We start from the raw sequence: 18,173 nt of genomic DNA on the forward strand, positions 1-18,173 counted from the left end.
CTGGGGCTTTTGCGCAAGGCTTTGATTGCGCAAAAGCCCCAGGGCCGCTGGCGAGTTGGGGGTCGGAATTTGGCCGCTGTTCCTGGCGCGGCTTCCGCGTCGGGAACAGCGGCCAAATTCCGACCCCCATTCCCCCACGCCGACGCTGCCGCCAACGCCGCACCTCCAACCCGCTTACCCATCTCCCGCCCCCCAATCGGGGGGTCCGGGGGGATCATCCCCCCGGCCGCCGGAGGCATCTTCGTTTCTGTCTTCTCTTTTCTTCCACCCACTAAAATATAAAATTCAGCTTTTTCTTCAACCCTTCCAGGTTGCGGCTCGCGCGCTCGCGGGCTTTGGTGTCGCCGGATTTCAAAATATCCCAGACGAGGTTGGGATCTTTATCGAAGGCTTTGCGGCGGTCGCGGATGGGTTCGAGGAAGGCGTTCATGGATTCGACGAGCAGCTTTTTGCAGTCGCCGCAGCCCCAGGTGGCGTGGGTGCAGCCGTCGATGATCTCGGGCAATTTCGCCGGATCGGTGAGCAATTCGTGGTAGGGGAACAGGTTGCATTCTTTGGGATCGCCCGGATCGGTTAAGCGGGCGCGTTTTTCGCAAGTCAGCATGCTCATGACTTTTTTCTTCATGGCACCCGGTTCTTCGGACAGGCCGATGGCGTTGCCGTAGCTTTTGCTCATTTTGCGGCCGTCGAGACCGGGCAGTTTCGAATCCGGGGTGAGCATGGCCTGGGGTTCGGGGAAGAAATTGCCGTAGAGGTGGTTGGCCCGGCGGGCGATTTCCCGGGTCAGTTCCAGGTGCGGCAGTTGATCGAGGCCCACGGGCACGAAGGCGGGCTTATAGATGAGGATATCCGAAGCCATGAGTACGGGATAGCCGAGGAAGCCGTAGGTATTGAGTTCCTTGGCGGCCAATTCCTGAAGCTGATCCTTGTAGGTGGGGCAGCGCTCCAGCCAGGGCACCGGGGTGACCATGGACAGGAGCAGATGCAGTTCGGCGTGTTCCTTGATCTGGGACTGCTGGAACAGCACGCATTTGTGCGGATCAAGGCCGGCCGCGACCCAGTCCTTGACCAGATCCGGCACGAAACCTTTGATGCGTTTGGGATCGGCGTATTCGGTGGTCAAGGCGTGCCAGTCGGCCACGAAGAAGTAGCATTCGTGGCTGTCTTGCAGATTGATCCAGTTTTTGAGCACACCGAAGTAGTGGCCGAGATGGAGCGCGCCGGTGGGGCGCATGCCGGAGACGATGCGTTTGTTTTCTTTGGGAGTATTTTCGCTCATGACCGAAGATTCCATACTGTCTGTCGTCAGGGGGGATGGGATGGCGGCCGGGGCCGCGACCTAGAGCAACACGTGGGTGAAAAAGCTGACCAGCGGCATGATAAGCCGGCCCAGGATGCCGGTTACGGCCAGGAGCAGCAGCGCAATAAAACCCCAGCGGCCAAAGGACATGTACCTGTCGGCCAGGGGCGGCGGCAGGAAGGCGGCCAGCACGTTGCTGCCGTCCAGAGGCGGGATGGGGAGCAGATTAAAGACGGCCAGGGCCAGATTGACCTGGACGCCGGCGGCGCAGATGTAGGCCAGGGGCGCGAGTATCCGGTAGGCGGCGGAGTCGGGCACAACGCCCATGGCGGCGTATTCGATGAGCCGGATGAGCAGGGCGAAGCCGATGGCCAGGGCGACGTTCATGGCCGGTCCGGCCAGGGCCACGAGCATCATGCCCCGGGCCGGGTCGCGGAAGTAGCGCGGATTGACCGGCACGGGCTTGGCCCAACCGATCATGCGGGTGAGCAAAAAGGCCAGGGCACCGATGGGGTCGAGGTGTTTAAGGGGATTAAAGGTCAGCCGGCCGGCCAGTCTGGCCGTGGGATCGCCCAGCCAGTTGGCGACGTAGCCGTGGGCCACCTCGTGAAAGGTGACGCCCATGAGCACTGGAACGAGGAGCAGTGCAATCTCCTGAATGGCGCGTGCGATATCTGGAAACATGGCCTAGGCGGCTAGCACGAACGCCAAGCCGGGGCAAGGCCTATCCCCGGACAGGGCTATCCCCGGACCGGAGCATCATCCGGGAAGTCGGCGGGTTCTCGTCGCAGGACTCGGCCGTGGCCGCGTCAGGAGGAGAGTACTCCCGGCGCGGCCAAGGGCATCTACGATCCTGTCGCGGCCTTGGCCATGGCCTGGGCCACCTTGGACTTGAGCTCGCCCAAATCCACGGACTTGACCACGTAGTAGTCGGCGGCGATGGACTTGAGATCGTGCTGGAAGCTGTCGTAGGCGGTGCTGAGGATTACCGGAATGGCCTGATCCTTGCCGCGGATTTCCTGCAGCAGATCGAGTCCCGAGCGATTGCCGCCGAGCTTGATGTCGAGCACCACAACATCAGGGGCGACCTTCTCCAGCAGCGGCAGGATATCTTCCTCGCCGTCGGAGACAACTACCTGATAGCCTTCGCCTTCCAGTTCTTCCTGGTACAACATTCGGATATGCTTTTCGTCATCGACGACCAAAATCTTCCCGCTCATGGATAAACTCCTTGGAATACGGCACAAATCATTACAGGTGCCTGCCAGACAATTGCATCTTATGCGCAAATCCCTTTCCCCGGTCAACCGTTTTCAGCCTCTCCCTGGCTTGATTCCCAAACCCGACCGGGATACACAGCCTGCCTATGATAACAGTGACCATCGACGGCAAAAAACCGCCGCTCACCTACCCCAAACTCAAGACCGTCCTCCAATTGCTGGCCAATCTTAACCTTCGTGTCAACGATGCCCTGATCATCCGGGAGGGCGAACTGCTCACCCCGGACCGCCATCTGCGCCCCGGCGACCATGTCACCGTGCGTATGGTCATGTCCCGGGGCTGATCGCCGGCCGCCTTGCGCCGCCGGGGCGCGAAAACGCGCGGCCGGTCCGATACGGCGTCGGCCAAAAGCATTGGTGCAGCGTGCCACATCCAGACCTGCTCCGCGGCCCGGTGCAGCGTTACCCAGGAACTGGCGCTGCGATCTGCGGCTCTTTTTTGCGAGGACAAATGTTATGAAATGCAAGCGCTGCGGCGAACTGGCAGCGGTCAAGCTGCCGAGCCACCATGCCGGCTTTTGCCCGGACTGTTTCGAGGTGTTTTTCAAACGGCAGGCGGAAACGGCCATCCGGCGGCATGGCATGATCAAGCCCGGCGAGAAGGTGCTGGTTGCTGTCTCCGGCGGCAAGGATTCGCTGGCGCTTATGCGGGTGCTGACTGACCTTGGCCACGACGTGGACGGGCTGCATGTGCATCTGGGCATCCCGGACTCGTCCGATCCGGTCTGTGAGCGTACCGAGGCCTATTGCCAGGAAAACGGCTTTCGGCTGCATGTGTTGCGCACCGCCGAGGTCGGGCTGGCCATTCCCGAGGTCAAAGACGCGGTCCACCGGCCGATCTGCGCTGTGTGCGGCAAGATCAAGCGCCATTATTTCAACCGCTTCGCCTACGAAAACGGCTATACCGCCCTGGCCACCGGGCACAATCTCGATGACGAGGTGGCCCGGCTTTTCGCCAACACCCTGCGCTGGGACGCCGCCTATCTGAGCAGCCAAGGCCCGACGCTGCCCGGCGAGGGGCGCTTTGTGCGCAAGATCAAGCCGCTCTATCGCCTGACGGAATTCGAAACAGCGGCCTACTGCTTTTTAAAGGGCATCAACCACTGGAAGGCGGCCTGCCCCTACAGCGGCGGGGCCAGCTTCACCGGCCACAAAAAGCTGTTTGCCGATCTCGAAGACCGCAGTCCGGGCCAAAAGACCGCCTTTTACGAAGCCTTTCTGGCCCAGGGCCGACCGCATTTCAAGGGCGCATCCCGAGGCGAGGGGCAGGATACGCTCTATGCCTGCGCCCAGTGCGGCTTTCCGTCCTCCGGCGAAGTGTGCGGCGTGTGCCGGGTGCGGGAGCTGGTGGCGAAGCGAAAGGGTGAAGCAGATTAGATTAGATTAGATTAGATTAAAGAGAAGATGCCTCCGGCGGCCGGGGGGGATAATCCCCCCCGGACCCCCTTGATAGGAGAAGTTTTTTAAGGGGTTATGGGCGTAGACGGGTAAACTGGTCGGATCTGGACCGGGACAGCCGAAGTGGATGCTTGGCGGAATCCACCGATCCCCCGGCGGCGGGCGTCGCCCCCCATACCCCCCTTGCCTTCCAGGTGGGATTCCAAAGGGCTCAGCCCTTTGGCCGCCGGAGGCTCTTCTCCCCCCATCCCAACCCCTACTCCCCACTCCGCTAGCGGGCGAGGGCCTCGCCCAGATCCTTCAGATAGGCTTCGAGCATGGTCGGCGTGATGTCGCCCATATGGCCGATGCGAAAGATCGGGCGCTTGCCAGCGGCTTCGAGATCTTCGTTGAGCTTGGCGTAGCCGGGATCGAAGAGATAGCCGCGCGCCCGCAGGGCTTCCTTGACGGCCCGCAGATCGGCCGCCGTCATGCCCTGGGCTGCGGCCACGGCCGTGACCGTCGGCGACCGGCTGCCCTCGTCGGCAAAAAGATCAAAGCCCGGCAGCGCCTTGACGAAAGAAACGGCCATATCCCGCATGGCAACGTGTCGGGCGTATCGCGCGGCCAGCCCTTCTTCTTCCACGATATAGTTCAGTTGCAGATACATCTGGTTGCCCAGCGCGCCGTTTGGCGTGGACTGGGTCTGGAATTTCTCGGCCCGGCCCAGGTGGCTCAAAATATCTGTGGCGTGGCCCCGGCCGGTCACATGGCGGGCCTTTTCCACGGCGGCCGGACTGACGAAGCCGATGCCGAAGCCGGCATGCAGCCCCAGGGCCTTCTGGGTGGCGGTGGCGTAAAAATCGCAGCCTGACTCGGCTATGGGGCACGGCGCGCCGCCGAAGATGCTCACCCCATCGACCAGGGCCAGCGCCCCGTGGGCTTTGATGACGCGGCACAGGGCCGGCACGTCGCAGGCAACGCCCGTGGAGGTTTCGTTGTGGGTGATGGCCACCACGGCCGGTTTGAGCTCGGCCAGGGCCGCGTCCAGCACGGCCGGATCGACGGTCGTTCCCGGCTCGAAGGCCAGATGCACGGTCTTTTTGCCGTTGGCCACCGACATCTTGTGCCACAGGTCGCCAAACGCGCCGACCGTGGCATGGAGCACGGTTTCGCCCTCGGCCACGAGCGAGCGGATGGACGCTTCCATGCCCGTTGAACCCGAGCCTAAAAACAGGATGGTGCGGTAATCGGCGGGCAGGCCGGCGATAAGGCCCAGATTGCGAAAAATCGGCTCGAACCGCTTGGCGTTTTCCGCGTCGCGGTGGCCGTATTCCGGCCAGGCCCCGGCAGCGCGCACTTCGGGGCGGATGTAGGTCGGGCCGGTGATGAAAAGGGTCAATTCCGGAAACGGCGAGTTGGCCATGTGACTGCTCCCTGTTGCGGTAAGCGGCGTACCCTACGGAAAAAGCGCGGGGGCTGCAATTCCTGGAATGCGGCGGTGGAAGGCAGAGAAAAAGAGAAGAGAAGGCAGAAGAAGCCTCCGGCGGCCGGGGGCCTGAGGCCCCCGGACCCCCCAAATGGGAAAGTTTTTAAAGGGGTTCTGGGCGCTGATTAAGCATGCTCTCGGCTACGGACTGGGACAGGCGCAGATTGCGCGAGAAGGATACCACCGCCGTTCGGCGACCGGGCAGGTGCTCCCCCGGCCCTCGCAGCGCTGGAGAGTACGTTGGGCATGGATGCTGCAAAGAGGTTCCTGGCCGGCAAAATCGGCCAGGGAGATGTGTATGCTTCGACTTGCCGTGGCGCTGTTGGCGCTGTTGGCTGCGGCCTGTGCCCCGGTTGCCAACGGGGAACTGGCGCGGCTGTATAACCGGGACAACGACGACTGTCTGACCCAGATTCAGGGACGGCAGGATTTCCGCACGTTTCGGCAGAAAACGCCGTCGTTTCTGCTGCCGTGACAGGGCAGGGACGCTCCCCCTGCCTGCTGCCGGGGGGGCGTTTGCCTGTGGGATGCGGCGAAAAAGGCGATGGCCGCGTCCGAGCGGACTTTGGGACGCAAATGTGGGGGGAGCACCGGTAGTTCGGCCCTGCGTATGCCCGCAGCGGCCTGCGCTCCGAGGGCGCGATTCGTGGATTACGGCCGTTCGGCGGCGTCCGGGGACGGGGCCGGGGCTTCGGTTTCGGCGTCGGCGGCAGGAGCCTCGGGGGCGTCGGGATCGGCGGCGGCCTCAGGGTAGACGATCTGTCCCGTGGCCTCGTCGTAGACCGGGCCTTCTTCGACATCGCCGCGCTGATTTTTGCGCACGAGTTTTTCTTCTTTTTTCTTCTTCTTCGCCAGTTCCTTGGACCGTTTTGCAAAAGTATAAGCGTTTTTGGCCACTTGTCCTCCAGTGTAGCGTTTTGGTCAAAAAGGGGCCGGGATTGCCGGCCGGCAAGGGCATGCGGATGCTTGCGCCAAGCGGCGATTGATAGCGTCTCGGCATCAAACATAGCCGAAATCGCCGGCCGGGGAAAGGGAAATCGTTTGCCGCGCGCCGCTTGGGCCAACGGGGTGGCGCAACGTGCCGGAAGACGTGAAGAAGGCGTCGGTTTGCGCCGGTTTGTGCCGGTTTGTGTCAGCTGCCGGAACTCCTGGAGGGAGCAGCCGGGCCGGGGGCGGCACCGCGGCCCCCGGCCAAAACCGGGGCCAGCAGGCACATGGCCGGAACCAGGGGCCACAGATGCCCGGCCGCCATGTCCCAGTCGGCAAGGAGTGTTCGCCAGGGTGCGCCAAAGAGATAGTGCCCGGCCAGAAATTCAAAAGCCAGGGTAAGCGCGCACCACAAAAGCCCCACGCCCAGCCGTTGGGGAAGCGGCCCGGGATGGCGGCGCACAAAGCGGTCGGCGATGGCCCAGATGACGGCGCAAAGGGCCAGGGAACCCGCGGCCCGGGCCGCCATATCGCCCAGGATCGGGGTGAAAAGAAACTGGCGCAGCGCCCCAAGGGACACGGCCGCGAGCAGTTGCAGGAGCCACAGCGCCACGGCGATGCGAAAAATATGCCGGTTCATGGCTGCCCTGATACCGCGCCTTGGCCGGATTGAAAAGCACCCGCCAACGATCTCCCCCATCTTGCCCCCGGGCCGGGGCGGCGCTATAGCCTCCCCATGCAGCAGCCCGAAATCATCCTCATCCGCGTGTCCGGCGACGACAAGCCCGGCCTCACCGCCGCCATCACCGCCGAACTGGCCAAATTCAAGGCTGATATCCTCGACATCGGCCAGTCCGTCATCCACGACAGCCTGACGCTTGGCATCCTCGTGCGGGTGCCCACCTCGGCCGAAGCCACGCCCTTTCTCAAAGATCTGCTCTTTTGCGCCCACAAGCTCGGCGTCAACCTCACCTTCACGCCTGTCGACGCCGACAACTACGAGAACTGGGTTGATGCCCAGGGCAAGCAGCGCCGCATCGTCACCCTGCTCGCCCGCAGCTTAAACGCCGAACACATCGCCGCCGTCACTGGCGTCATCGCCCGAAACGGGCTCAATATCGACATCATCACCCGCCTGTCCGGGCGCACGTCCTTGGACGCCGCCACAGCCCCGCGCATGGCCTGCGTGGAATTTTCCGTACGCGGCACACCCGCCGACTTAACGGCCCTTAAAAGCGAATTCCTGGCCATCTCCGCCGACATGGGCGTGGATATCGCCATCCAAAAAGACAACGCCTTTCGCCGCAACCGACGGCTGGTGGCCTTTGACATGGACTCGACGCTCATTGCCGCCGAGGTCATCGACGAACTGGCCAAGGCCGCAGGCGTTGGCGAGCAAGTCTCGGCCATCACCGAATCGGCCATGCGCGGCGAGATCGACTTCAAGGAGAGCCTGCGCCGCCGGCTGTGCCTGTTAAAGGGCCTGCCCGCCGCCACCTTGGCCGAAGTGGCGGCGCGCATCCCCTTAAACGACGGCGCCGAGCGCCTGATCACCAACCTCAAGCGCTTTGGCTACAAAATAGCCATTATTTCCGGTGGGTTCACCTATTTCGGCAACCGCCTCAAAGAACTCCTGGGCATCGACTATGTGTTTGCCAACGAGCTGGAAATCATCGACGGCACCCTGACCGGCGCCGTGGTGGGCGAGATCGTGGACGCGGCCAAAAAGGCCGAACTGCTGCGCATGATCGCTGAAAAGGAAGGCTTGTCCCTGGAGCAAGTCATCGCCGTTGGCGACGGGGCCAATGATCTGCCCATGCTGGGTATCGCGGGTCTGGGCATCGCCTACCACGCCAAGCCGGTGGTCAAAAAAGGGGCCGGCCACTCCATCTCCACCCTGGGTCTGGACAGCATCCTCTATCTGGTGGGTGTGCGCGACCGCGACACGCTTTCGTAACCGGTTCGTCGCGCACGGCTGGGCCCCGGGCTCCAGTTGACAGGGTTTGTGCGAATCGTCACAATTACGGCATAAGGTCGTAACCGAAAAACGGTCGTGACAAGGGTTAACGCCAACGACGCCGCACGGGGCAGCCCCCCCACCGCCGCCAAATCAGGAGCCACGCCTTGGAAACCCCACTCGACCAAGCTATCCACAAGCTCAAGGTGGATGTGCTGCACATGATGCATCTGGCCCAGGACGCCGTCAAAAAAGCCGTGGCCAGTTTGTTGGAACACGACCCGGACCTGGCTCGGGCCGTCATTGATGCCGACCGCGAAATCAACGACTATGAATGCCGCGTCGATACCGAAAGCCTCAAAATCCTGGCCCTGCACCATCCCGTGGCCAAAGATCTGCGCTTTATCGTCGGCTCCATGCGCATGCTGGTCAACATCGAGCGCCTGGGCGATGAGGCCGTCAATATCGCTGAGCGCGTTCTGACCCTGACAGCCGAGACGCGGTTTCCGCTGCACGACAATCTGCGCCAGATGGCCGATCTGGCCCTGGAACTCGTTGCCGCCTCCATCGCCTGCTACATGGACCTCGACGATGCGGCGGCACTGCGCATCATCGAGCAAAACGCCGCTGCCCTGGATCTCAACGTGCGGATCTTTCGCGATGTCACCACTGAAATGATCCGGGAATCCCGGCCGGTGGAGCGGGCCGTACAGCACTCGTTTGTGGCCCACAGCCTCAAACGCGTGTGCGACCAGTGCGCCAACATCGCCGAATCGACCATTTTTATCCGCCGCGCCGTGGACTACAAGCACAAGTGCTCGCCTCTGCCCGGCTCGGCCTGATTGCGCCGACACCGCCATCCCAGACGTGAAAGCCCCCGGCGGCACTCGCTGTGCGCCGGGGGCTTTTGTGAACGCGACACTACGCATCCTTGGGCTTGACCGCGACCAGGATCATGCGTCGGGACGTTTCGGCAAACACCGTCAATCCCTCGCCATGGACATGGACCAATTCCAGCCCTGCCAGCCGCAGCAGCAGCTTGTACTGGGCCAAGGAATACATCCGCACCCCGGACCTGACCACGCTCTCGCTTGACCCGTTTGGCTCGGGAACCGAAAAACGCGTCACCAACCGCTCGGCAACGTCGTCCCAGGCGACCGCGCCGGCCGGCTTGCCGTCCGCATCGTATTTGCACGTGAGGTTGCCCAGGATGCCGACCCGGTTGGGCGCTTCCAGCAGGAGCCGCCCACCAGGACGCAGGGCCACGGCGAAACGCCGGAGCACCTCGAAATCGTCCTCAATGCCGAAATAACCAAAGCTGTTAAACCAATTGACAATGGCGTCGAACGCCCCCCGGTCGGCGAGCTGGCGCATGTCCCCGACCCGCAGCGTCGCCGCCAGGCCCGCTGCGGCGTAGCGCTCGCCGGCCCGGGCGATAAACCGGGGATTAAAATCCACACCCGTAACCCGCGCGCCACGCGCGGCCAGATGGATGCCGACCCGGGCGTCGCCGCAGGGGCAATCCAGCACCCGCTCCCCGGGGACCAGCGCCAGCGCACGCCAGATGACGTCCGCGTCTTCAGGGGCTTGCGCCTCGGGCTTGAGCCACAGTTCGTCGGGTACGCGGCAAAACCAGTCGTCGTCGGTCTCCAGGGAGGCATCGGCCGGGCACAGCTCGAACAGTTCGTTTTGGGCCTCAACCTCCAATTCCCGTAACGTGGCCCAGTCGGCCGCAACCACAGCCGCGTCGGCATGGCACAGGAAAATGTGGGCGCTGTTGGTGACCAGATCCACGGTACGCGGCAGATGGCCGGTCGTGAGCGTCTCCAGGAAGTTGCCCCGGCGGGCTGAGGGCAGCCGCGCCGCCAGGGCGATGCCCGGTATGGACCGGATGGCTCCCTCCCGGGTGGAAATAAGCGATTTCACGCACATCGAACGGGTTGGGCGGTACGGCTCGGCCGCATGGGCGGCAAAGGCGACAGGATCGACATACCCGTCAACAGCCCACTGGATTTGGGTATGCCCCAGAGACTCGACCAGCAGATCCTGGGGAAACGCCCCGCCCATGGGCCGGGCGGCGCATTCGATGAGGACCGGCCCCTGGGCTGTCAGCATGACTTCGACATGGGCCGGGCCGAAGCGGATACCCAGGGCGTCAAGCGCCTTATAAGCGTAGTCGATGATGGCCCGGTGTTCGTCGCCAAGGGTGCGCACGAGCATGGTTCGGTCATAGAGCGGCGCACCGCCGGGTGAAGCGATTTTGTGGTATTCCCACATATCCGACAGGACGTGCCGCCCGTCGCGCGAAACGGTGTTGACGGCAAATTCGCGTCCCAGGGCGCATTCCTGGATGAGCGCCCGATCATTGCGCTCGCCAAACAGGGTCGAGCTCCCGACCAACGCCCCAAAGGCTGCGCGCAGTTCGTCCGGCGAATTGCACAGACGCACGCCCTCTGTGGCTGCGCTGCGCAGCGGCTTGACCACCACCGGCCAGGAGCCCAGGCCGGCGGCGAAGGTCATGGCCGCGTCCAGGTTCTCCGTGGCCAGGCAGGACAAGTAGGGCAAGCCCCGGGCCTCCAGGGTCTGGTGCATGACCAGCTTGTCCCGGCGGGCAGCACTTTGGGCCGTGCCGTTTCCCGGCAAACCCAGCGCCTGGGCCAGGATGTCCGTCATTTCCACACCGATCTCGCAGCCGGCCATGACGCACACCGGCTCCAGGGCAACCAAACGGTGCGTCAACTCTCCAGTGTCTTCCCAATCATGGACCAGGATTTCGTAATCAGCGCGCAGCCGTTCGCTTAAATGGCTGGTGTACTCCATAAGGCCCGGGGACTGCTTTTGCGCCCCGGAGGCGACGTGCACGGGCCGCAGCCCCTTTTGTTTCAGGGCCGCCGGGTAGAATAGGCCGGTGGAATAGCCGTCAACGACCAGGGCGACATTTTGGTGAGGCATGACGGTCCTTTTGGCTGCCGCAGCCGCATGGCACTGCTGCAACGGTTACCGGGGGGACTGCGCCCGGACGCGGGGCTGCTTGGGAATGCCGTGTTCGCAGGGCGTGCCGGTCTGGCACAGGCCGCAGCTGTTCACCGGAATGCCGGGCATCTGCTCCCGGGCCACATACGGGGCGGTGACGTTTCGGATGTAGTTAAAACACAGCTGCTTGTCGTGGCCGGCCGCGCTTATGGCCCCGGCCGGGCAGCGTTTGATGCAGGCCCGGCAGGGGACGCCGGCAGCGCGCAGGCACCAGGCGTCATGGCGCGCATACGGCCGGGAGGTTGGCGGCAGGACCATTTCGGCCACCACCGACCCCACCCGCACGGCCTTGCCGGCCGGGGTGATCAGCCCGTCAGACAGGCCGAACGTGCCCAGGCCGCAGGCATGGGCGGCGTGGCGCTCGGACCAGCGCGAGGCAAAGCCGTAGCGCGGCGAGGTGGCCTGGGTCCACTGGGGCAGCAGGATGGGAGCCACGGCCGCTATGCCCTGGCTGCTTAGGCGCGCAACCACAAAGCGGCGCAGCTTTTCGTTTATCATTTCGCCATAATGGCGCACCTGGGACCAGGGCAGGCTCGGCAGTTCGCGGCAGCGGCGATGGGCCTCCCGGGTACGCGCGGTCTGGGGCAGCACCCAGGCAATGACCGTCACGTCTTCGGGGCGGATGGTGCGCTCGGGAAAGGCCAGCTGCAGCGGCTCGGTCGGGGTCCAGTAGAAGTCCGACCCGATGTCGTCGCGAAGCCAGGCGAACAGCGGATCGGTCCCGGAGGCGCAGCCCACCAGCGGGGTGTCAAAGGCGGGTTCGTCCAGCCCCGGGGCCAGGGCGTTGTTGGCCGGATCGGCCATCCAGGCCATGATGTCGCGGGCAATGGCAGTGTCCATGACGCGCTCCTTCCGGGTGCCGGGGTGCCGGCACCACATTGACAGCCAGCGCCGCCCCCCCCCTTGATAAACCTCTCCTAGCTGGGGGGGCCGGGGGGATCATCCCCCCGGCCGCCGGAGGCCTCTTCCTCTTTCTCTTATTCTTTCTCTTTCTTCTCTTTATTCTTTCTGCGCTGGTACTTGTTGACGGCGTTATTATGGTCGTCGAGTGATTTGCTAAAGATATGTTCGCCGGCACCGGTGGCCACGAAGTAGTAGAACTCGTGTGTTTCGGGGTTGGCCACGGCCTGCATGGATTTGAGTCCCGGCGAGCCGATGGGGCCTGGGGGCAGACCCGGGCGGGTGTAGGTATTGTAGGGATTGGAGTTGTCTTCGAGATGGGCGCGCGTGATGTTGCCGGCGTATTTTTCGCCCAGGCCGTAGATGATGGTGGGATCGGTCTGAAGCAGCATACCCTTGGCCAGCCGATTGGCGAACACGCCGGCCACGCGCGGGCGTTCGGCATCAACGCCGGTTTCCTTTTCCACGATGGAGGCCATGGTGACAAAGGCCAGGAGCGCCTTGCCCGAGGGTTTGTCCGTGGGCCAGACGGCGTCGGCCTGTTTCCAGAATTCCTTGAGCATGGCTTCGACCACGTAGGTGCCGTCGTCGCCGCGTTTGCGAGTAAAAAGATAGGTGTTGGGGAAGAGAAAGCCCTCGGCGGTGTCGGCCGGGATGTTGTATTTTTTGAGCAATTCCGGGTCGCTGGCGGCCTTGAGAAAGGCTTTGGCCGAGCACAGGCCGGCGTCCTCGGCCGCCTTGGCGATCTGGCGCATGGTCCGGCCTTCGGGGGCGGAGAGTTTGTGCTGCACGCCCTTGGCCGTGGTCAGGTAGTCGAGCAGATGCATGGGCGTCCAGCCGGTTGAAACTTCGAATTCCCCGGCTTTGACCCGGCTGCTTTTCTCCGTCACTTTGGCCAGGAGTTTAAAGCCCTCGGCGTCGCGCAACACCCCTTCGGCCACCAGCATGGCGGCGGTGGCGTCAAAGGACTGGCCCGGTTCGATGAGGATTATTTTGGCCTCGCCCGGGGTCTGGGGCGGCACGGACAAAAATTCGTAGGCGCGGTAGCCGACGATGCCGCCAAGGACGCACAGGACAATCAGGAAGCCGGCAATGATGGATCGAAGCATAATTCCCCGCCGCGCAGATAGCGTTCCAAAATGACTGCCGCCGCCATGGCGTCCACCCGGGCCAGCAGTTCCCTGCCCGTATGGCCGGCCTCGCGCAGGCGTTCGGCCGCCTCCTCGGTGGAGTGGGCCTCGTCGGCAAAACAAAGGGGCAACGTGGTGCGTCGGCTAAGGCGCGCCGCAAATTTGCGGACCTGCCGGCCGGTTAAGCCCTCGTCGCCGCCGACGCGGGCCGGGTAGCCCACCACGATACGTTCGGGCGCGTGCTCCTCGATAACCGCAAGCAGGCGCGCAAACAAGGCGTCCCGGGTCTCCCAGGCGATGGTGGTCAGGGGAAAGGCGAGGCGGCCGTCAGGATCGGAAACGGCCAGACCCACCCGGGCCTGGCCGTAGTCTATGGCGAGGATTTTGCCCATGCGCGCCTAACCGCGCACCCGGGCGGCCTTGGCGTTTTTCGAAAGGAGCTTCTTCCACTTGGGACCGTCCAGGGCCTCGGCCAGATACTCCAAGGTGTGCATGACCGTGTGCTTGTCGCGCATTTCCGAGAGGATGCGCGATATGCCCATCTTGCACGACGGACAGCCCACCAGGATGGGCATGGTTTCGGCGGCATCGGCCAGATTCTCGGCCAATGTTTCCCGCTTGCGGTCGCGCAGCCGGTTGTAGATGGCCGGGGTGGTCATGGCCCCGGTGCCGGATTCGCCGCAGCAATTGGGCGAAATGACCACCGGCCGGCCGGTGACCTCGGCCAGGGCGGTGCGGTACATGTCGGCGGCCTTGGTCTTGGGCACATCCGACCATTCGCTGTGGCAGGCGGCGTGGTAGAGAATGGGCGTTGCATCCTCGGTCTTGGGGAAATCCAGCCGGCCGATCAAAAACTGGGTCACGTCCATGTGGACCAGGTTTGGCCGCAAGGTCTTTAATTCGTGCTCCTCCAACGATTCCCGGCAGGTGCCGCAGCTGGTCAGGCTGTAGGCCGGGGTCAGGCCCAGGGCTTCGGCCTCGTCGAGAAGGGCGGCCAGAGCGGCCCGGTTGCGCTCGCGGTTGGTGCGATAGGCCTCGCCCATGCCGGCGGCCAAGAGCGGATAGCCGCAGCACAGATGCGTGTGCGGCATAAGCACCGCCACCTCGGCCCGCAGCAGCAGATGGACCGCCGCCATGCCGATGACGCTGGAAAACACCGATGCCCCGCAGCCCGGGAAATACAGCACCGTTTCCGGGGCCTCGCGGCCTTCCTGCGGGATAAAGATCGAGCCTTTGTCGAGATCAAGCCGCTCAGCCAGATTGCGCAGGCCAAGGGAGGGGTTTGGGCCGCGAAGCCCGGGATTTTCGATGCGGTTGCGCCAGAATTTCGGCAACAGCGGCATGACCTTGTTGTGAAACTGCTGGCCATAGGCCATGAGCTTGGCCGCCTGGGGCACCCGCTTGGCCGGGTCTTCGGCCAGATAATTGAGAATCTTGTGCTTGATGGGATGGCCGCCGCAATCCTGCTGATCCAAAAAGCTGCGCAGCCCCAGGGCCACCTGGCCGGACTCGATTTTAACCGAACACACCCCCGTGCACTTGCCGCAGGCCGTGCAGTGGTCGGTGATGCCGCGCAGTTTGTCCAAAAGCGCCGTATCCGGTTCGCCATGGGTGATCTGGGAATAGTAGATGGCTTCGATCAAGGCACCGAAGCTGATATTTTTATTGCGCGGATGATAGAGCATGCCGCGCTCGGGGGCGAACATGGGGCAGACCTGCTTGCACTTGCCGCAGCGGTTGCAATACTGGATGCCGCTGAGAATCGAAATCAGGAGATCCTTGTCCGGCAGCGCCGTCTTTTTGATGTCGCGGATGAGCCGGTTAAAGGAAAACGTGTAGGGTTCGACATCAAGGGTGCGGGTGGTGAGCTTGCCGGGGTTGATGATGTTTTTGGGGTCCACGCGCTTTTTATAGGCGCGCAGGGCATCGATCTTGTCCTGGGCCAGAAAGGCGATCTTGGTGATGCCGATGCCGTGCTCGCCCGAAACCGCGCCGCCCAGGCGCGTGACCGTGCCGAAAACCTCTTCGGCGGCTTCCCAGGCCTGACGCATCATTTCGGGATCATTGGAATTGACTGGAATATTCACATGGCAGTTGCCGTCTCCGGCGTGCATGTGGCTGGCCACTTCGATGCGGGTGGCGGTCATTTCGGCGTGGATGGCGGTCAGGCGGTCTTTGAGGCGCGGATAGCGCGAGGCCAAATCGGTGAAGAAATAATGCGTCTGGACCTCGACTTCCGAGTCGGACAGGTCGCGGGCGGAAATCTTGTCGCGCAGCACCCGGTCGCAAAATTCCAGTTCCATGGCCACAAACTCGTCCGAGGCCGGCAGGCCCGGCAGCCGCCCGGCGTTTTGCAGGGCCGTGCGGTAGGCCCGGGCAATGCACTTCAGATTAAGCCCTTCCAGAAATTCGGCGAATTCCGGCACAACCGAGAGCGGTATGACCACGTCTTCGTTGATCTTAAAGCCCGAGGTGCGCCGGGAGATAGCCGAGAGCTTGTGGCGGTCTTCCCAATACAGCTCTGCGGTCTTGGCGTCCTTGGCCTCAAACACATCCACGTTGTCGTAGGGATCGACGATGTCCACGATGTCGGCAGCGGCCCGCAGCATGGCATCCTCGTCGTCGGAATCGAGCTGCAGGAGCAGCACGGAAATGGGATCGCCCTCGTAGAGCGCGGACTTTTTGGCGTAGTTGATGGCCTTGACGTATTTGGAGTTGAATTCCTCCAGGGCCGAAATCTTGACCGCGTCGCCTTCCTCGCGGATGCGGTTGCGAAGGCCCACCACATCCCGGATGACGCACATGGCGTTTTTCATGGAGCGCCCGAAAAACTCCAGGCACAACGTGCGGGAATACTTGGGGATGGCATAGAGCGCAAAGCAGGCTTCGGTGATGATGCCGTCCACGCCTTCCTTTTGCACGCCAGGCAGGCCACCAAGGAACTTGTTGGAGACGTCCTTGCCGAGGTTGACGCCGCGAATCTGGTTGCCGGGCAGCGTCACCACGTCGCGCACGGCCCCGTCCTCGTCAAGAATCTCAAAGACGGCCGTTTCCTCGGGGTCGATTTTGTGGCGCGGGTGCTCCACCCGGCGCACTTCGATGATTTCGCCCGTGGCCTCGACCATGCGGTAGCTGATGATGTTATCCAGCGTGGTGCCGTATTCAAAGGCAAAGGGGCCGCCGGCATTCTCGGCGATGTTGCCACCCAGGGACGAGGCGGCTTTGGAAGCCGGGTCCACGGTGAACAGCAGGCCCTTGGCCGCCGCAGCCTTGATGGCCGTGAGCGTTATGACGCCGGTCTGGGCGCACAGGGTCTTGGCCTGGACGTCAACGTCGAGAATCTTTTTAAATTTCGCCAGGCTGAGGATGGCCGAACGGCGATGGGCCGGGATGGCCCCGCCGGTTAGGCCCGAGCCGCCGCCGCGCGGAATGATGGCGAATTCCAGTTCGTTGGCCAGCCGCAGGATATGGCGGATATGGGCTTCGGTTTCGGGCAGGAGCATGCACAGCGGCAGCTCCATGCGCAGATCGGTTGCGTCGGTGGAGCATTCGATCAGCGAGTTGGGGGCGGTGACCACCGAGCCTTCGGGCAGAAACTGGCGCAGGCGCTCAACCAGGTTGTCGCGAAAACGGCTGTCGGCCTCGTAGACGTCCCAAAAGGCCTTATAGGCTTTTTTGATGGTGCGGGGATAGGTGCCCCAGGCCTTGGGATTGGCCTCGGCCAGACGCTTTTCCACGGCCGCCTTGACGTCGGCAGCATTGATAAACGGGTTGGAGCGCACCAAAAAAAGTTCGGCCGCCACGGCCACGGCGAGGTTTTTGGCATCCTCGGGCCAGGTGTCGAGTTCTTCCGGGGTGATATCGAGAACCCGGGGCACGAGCCGCTCAAGGGGCAGGGAAATATGGGGTGTTCGCTCCGACATGCTAGGCTCTTCCGGCGAGGGTTAAAGAAGGGAGGGTGTCAGATAATGCCGAAGCCCGCGAAAGGCAAGGGCCGCCGCTTTCGCATACAGAACCCGCCCGGAACGCGCAAAATGCTTTTTGTTGCACGCTACGGCCATTGCGCGCCAGTGCCGTAGAGCCACTGCTCCGCTTGTCCGGACCCAAACAACCCGCCCGAGGCCAGGGCGCAAACAGCAGCCGGCAAATCAAAAACAACAGGATCGGTCCCTTTCTGCTTGGCCACGGAACACAGACACCCGGCGTAATGGTCCCAACTTCAGACCGCACCGGCTGCGTAGGCTTGGCTGTCAGGTATGAACGCCGTCATTGCTCCCGACCGGCCAATTGAGGTGTCGTGCCGGGTGTTGCCCCGGCAGCAGCCTTTGGCCGATCGTCTCTATCGGATGTTTATTCTCGCCAGTCCGTAACTCTAGACCATATTTAAAATTGGTTTTACGACAAACATCTCGTAATATACGCACCAGTACAAACTCTTTAAGCTCTCAAACTAGTTCTATTGTTAATTATAAAATATACACCAAAGTACCGCATTTCCTGACACAACATACATACCTAGCGCTATTCATGCAACATAACCCGTTTTATTGATATTAAACACAAAAAACAACATGCATCATTGCATTCTTTCAGTAACTATGAGAACAATGAACCGAGCCCCCATCGGAGTCTAACAGAAAATTATAAACCTTAAATCATTTCTGTCCGGCTAATTTAGAAGAGATAGCCTGCTAGAATTGTTTGGTTTTAAGCGTTGCCGTCGCGGGTCAATGAGGTCGAGAATTTCACATTGCTGAAACAGATTTCGTTGCACCAGCCG

The 18,173-nt window shown here is 62.6% G+C and carries 16 protein-coding genes; 5 read left to right on the forward strand and 11 right to left on the reverse strand.

Features of this window, described 5'->3' with window-relative positions:
* Positions 1-271 precede the first annotated feature (271 nt).
* The 3 genes from trpS to GTA51_RS13175 form a co-directional block, all read right to left on the reverse strand.
* Positions 272-1,279 carry a tryptophan--tRNA ligase gene (trpS, locus tag GTA51_RS13165; protein WP_160961765.1) on the reverse strand — a complete coding sequence of 336 codons (1,008 nt, stop codon included), beginning with the start codon at positions 1,277-1,279 and terminating at the stop codon, positions 272-274.
* A 60-nt stretch (positions 1,280-1,339) separates the two neighbouring features.
* Positions 1,340-1,984 (reverse strand): site-2 protease family protein, encoded by a 645-nt coding sequence (locus GTA51_RS13170; protein WP_160961767.1) that lies wholly within the window; start codon positions 1,982-1,984, stop codon positions 1,340-1,342.
* A 161-nt stretch (positions 1,985-2,145) separates the two neighbouring features.
* Positions 2,146-2,520 (reverse strand): response regulator, encoded by a 375-nt coding sequence (locus tag GTA51_RS13175; protein WP_160961769.1) that lies wholly within the window; start codon positions 2,518-2,520, stop codon positions 2,146-2,148.
* Positions 2,521-2,666: 146 nt separating this feature from the next.
* Between GTA51_RS13175 and GTA51_RS13180 the strand changes: the two genes are divergently transcribed.
* Both GTA51_RS13180 and GTA51_RS13185 read left to right on the forward strand, forming a co-directional pair.
* Complete coding sequence (locus GTA51_RS13180) at positions 2,667-2,864, forward strand: hypothetical protein (RefSeq protein WP_160961770.1); 198 nt, start codon at positions 2,667-2,669, stop codon at positions 2,862-2,864.
* Between the two features lie 172 nt (positions 2,865-3,036).
* Positions 3,037-3,957 carry a PP-loop family protein gene (locus tag GTA51_RS13185; RefSeq protein WP_160961772.1) on the forward strand — a complete coding sequence of 307 codons (921 nt, stop codon included), beginning with the start codon at positions 3,037-3,039 and terminating at the stop codon, positions 3,955-3,957.
* Between the two features lie 292 nt (positions 3,958-4,249).
* On the opposite strand, the gene GTA51_RS13190 is transcribed toward GTA51_RS13185, so the two are convergent.
* Entirely contained in the window at positions 4,250-5,383 is a 1,134-nt protein-coding gene (locus GTA51_RS13190; RefSeq protein ID WP_160961773.1) for a pyridoxal-phosphate-dependent aminotransferase family protein, read from the reverse strand.
* Positions 5,384-5,744: 361 nt separating this feature from the next.
* On the opposite strand from GTA51_RS13190, the gene GTA51_RS20625 reads away from it, so the two are divergent.
* Positions 5,745-5,921: a hypothetical protein gene (locus tag GTA51_RS20625; RefSeq protein WP_170300337.1), complete on the forward strand. Its 177-nt coding sequence runs from the start codon at positions 5,745-5,747 to the stop codon at positions 5,919-5,921.
* Between the two features lie 176 nt (positions 5,922-6,097).
* Here GTA51_RS20625 and GTA51_RS13195 read toward each other — a convergent pair whose 3' ends face one another.
* Positions 6,098-6,343, reverse strand: coding sequence for a hypothetical protein (locus tag GTA51_RS13195; protein ID WP_160961775.1), 246 nt, complete (start codon positions 6,341-6,343; stop codon positions 6,098-6,100).
* Between the two features lie 235 nt (positions 6,344-6,578).
* A complete protein-coding gene (locus GTA51_RS13200; protein ID WP_160961777.1) occupies positions 6,579-7,013 on the reverse strand; it encodes a hypothetical protein in 435 nt (144 codons plus the stop codon).
* A gap of 96 nt (positions 7,014-7,109) precedes the next feature.
* Here GTA51_RS13200 and serB point away from each other — a divergent pair, with 96 nt between their 5' ends.
* Positions 7,110-8,330: a phosphoserine phosphatase SerB gene (serB, locus tag GTA51_RS13205; RefSeq protein WP_160961779.1), complete on the forward strand. Its 1,221-nt coding sequence runs from the start codon at positions 7,110-7,112 to the stop codon at positions 8,328-8,330.
* Between the two features lie 167 nt (positions 8,331-8,497).
* Positions 8,498-9,172 (forward strand): phosphate signaling complex protein PhoU, encoded by a 675-nt coding sequence (phoU, locus tag GTA51_RS13210; RefSeq protein WP_160961780.1) that lies wholly within the window; start codon positions 8,498-8,500, stop codon positions 9,170-9,172.
* A 79-nt stretch (positions 9,173-9,251) separates the two neighbouring features.
* Here phoU and GTA51_RS13215 read toward each other — a convergent pair whose 3' ends face one another.
* The 5 genes from GTA51_RS13215 to GTA51_RS13235 all read right to left on the reverse strand — a co-directional run bounded on the left by GTA51_RS13215 (position 9,252) and on the right by GTA51_RS13235 (position 17,316).
* Positions 9,252-11,282, reverse strand: coding sequence for a methyltransferase domain-containing protein (locus GTA51_RS13215; RefSeq protein ID WP_160961782.1), 2,031 nt, complete (start codon positions 11,280-11,282; stop codon positions 9,252-9,254).
* A 45-nt stretch (positions 11,283-11,327) separates the two neighbouring features.
* A complete protein-coding gene (locus GTA51_RS13220) occupies positions 11,328-12,203 on the reverse strand; it encodes a 4Fe-4S ferredoxin (RefSeq protein ID WP_160961784.1) in 876 nt (291 codons plus the stop codon).
* A 137-nt stretch (positions 12,204-12,340) separates the two neighbouring features.
* Entirely contained in the window at positions 12,341-13,372 is a 1,032-nt protein-coding gene (gene mltG / locus GTA51_RS13225) for an endolytic transglycosylase MltG (RefSeq protein WP_160961786.1), read from the reverse strand.
* On the reverse strand, positions 13,342-13,785 hold the full coding sequence (gene ruvX, locus GTA51_RS13230) for a Holliday junction resolvase RuvX (RefSeq protein ID WP_160961788.1): 444 nt from the start codon (positions 13,783-13,785) through the stop codon (positions 13,342-13,344). The genes mltG and ruvX overlap by 31 nt, the downstream gene beginning before the upstream one ends.
* 6 nt (positions 13,786-13,791) lie before the next feature.
* On the reverse strand, positions 13,792-17,316 hold the full coding sequence (locus tag GTA51_RS13235; RefSeq protein ID WP_160961789.1) for an FAD-binding and (Fe-S)-binding domain-containing protein: 3,525 nt from the start codon (positions 17,314-17,316) through the stop codon (positions 13,792-13,794).
* Positions 17,317-18,173: the final 857 nt, after the last annotated feature.

Origin of the sequence: Solidesulfovibrio aerotolerans (genome assembly GCF_009856865.1) — a bacterium.
Taxonomy (GTDB): Bacteria; Desulfobacterota; Desulfovibrionia; order Desulfovibrionales; family Desulfovibrionaceae; genus Solidesulfovibrio; species Solidesulfovibrio aerotolerans.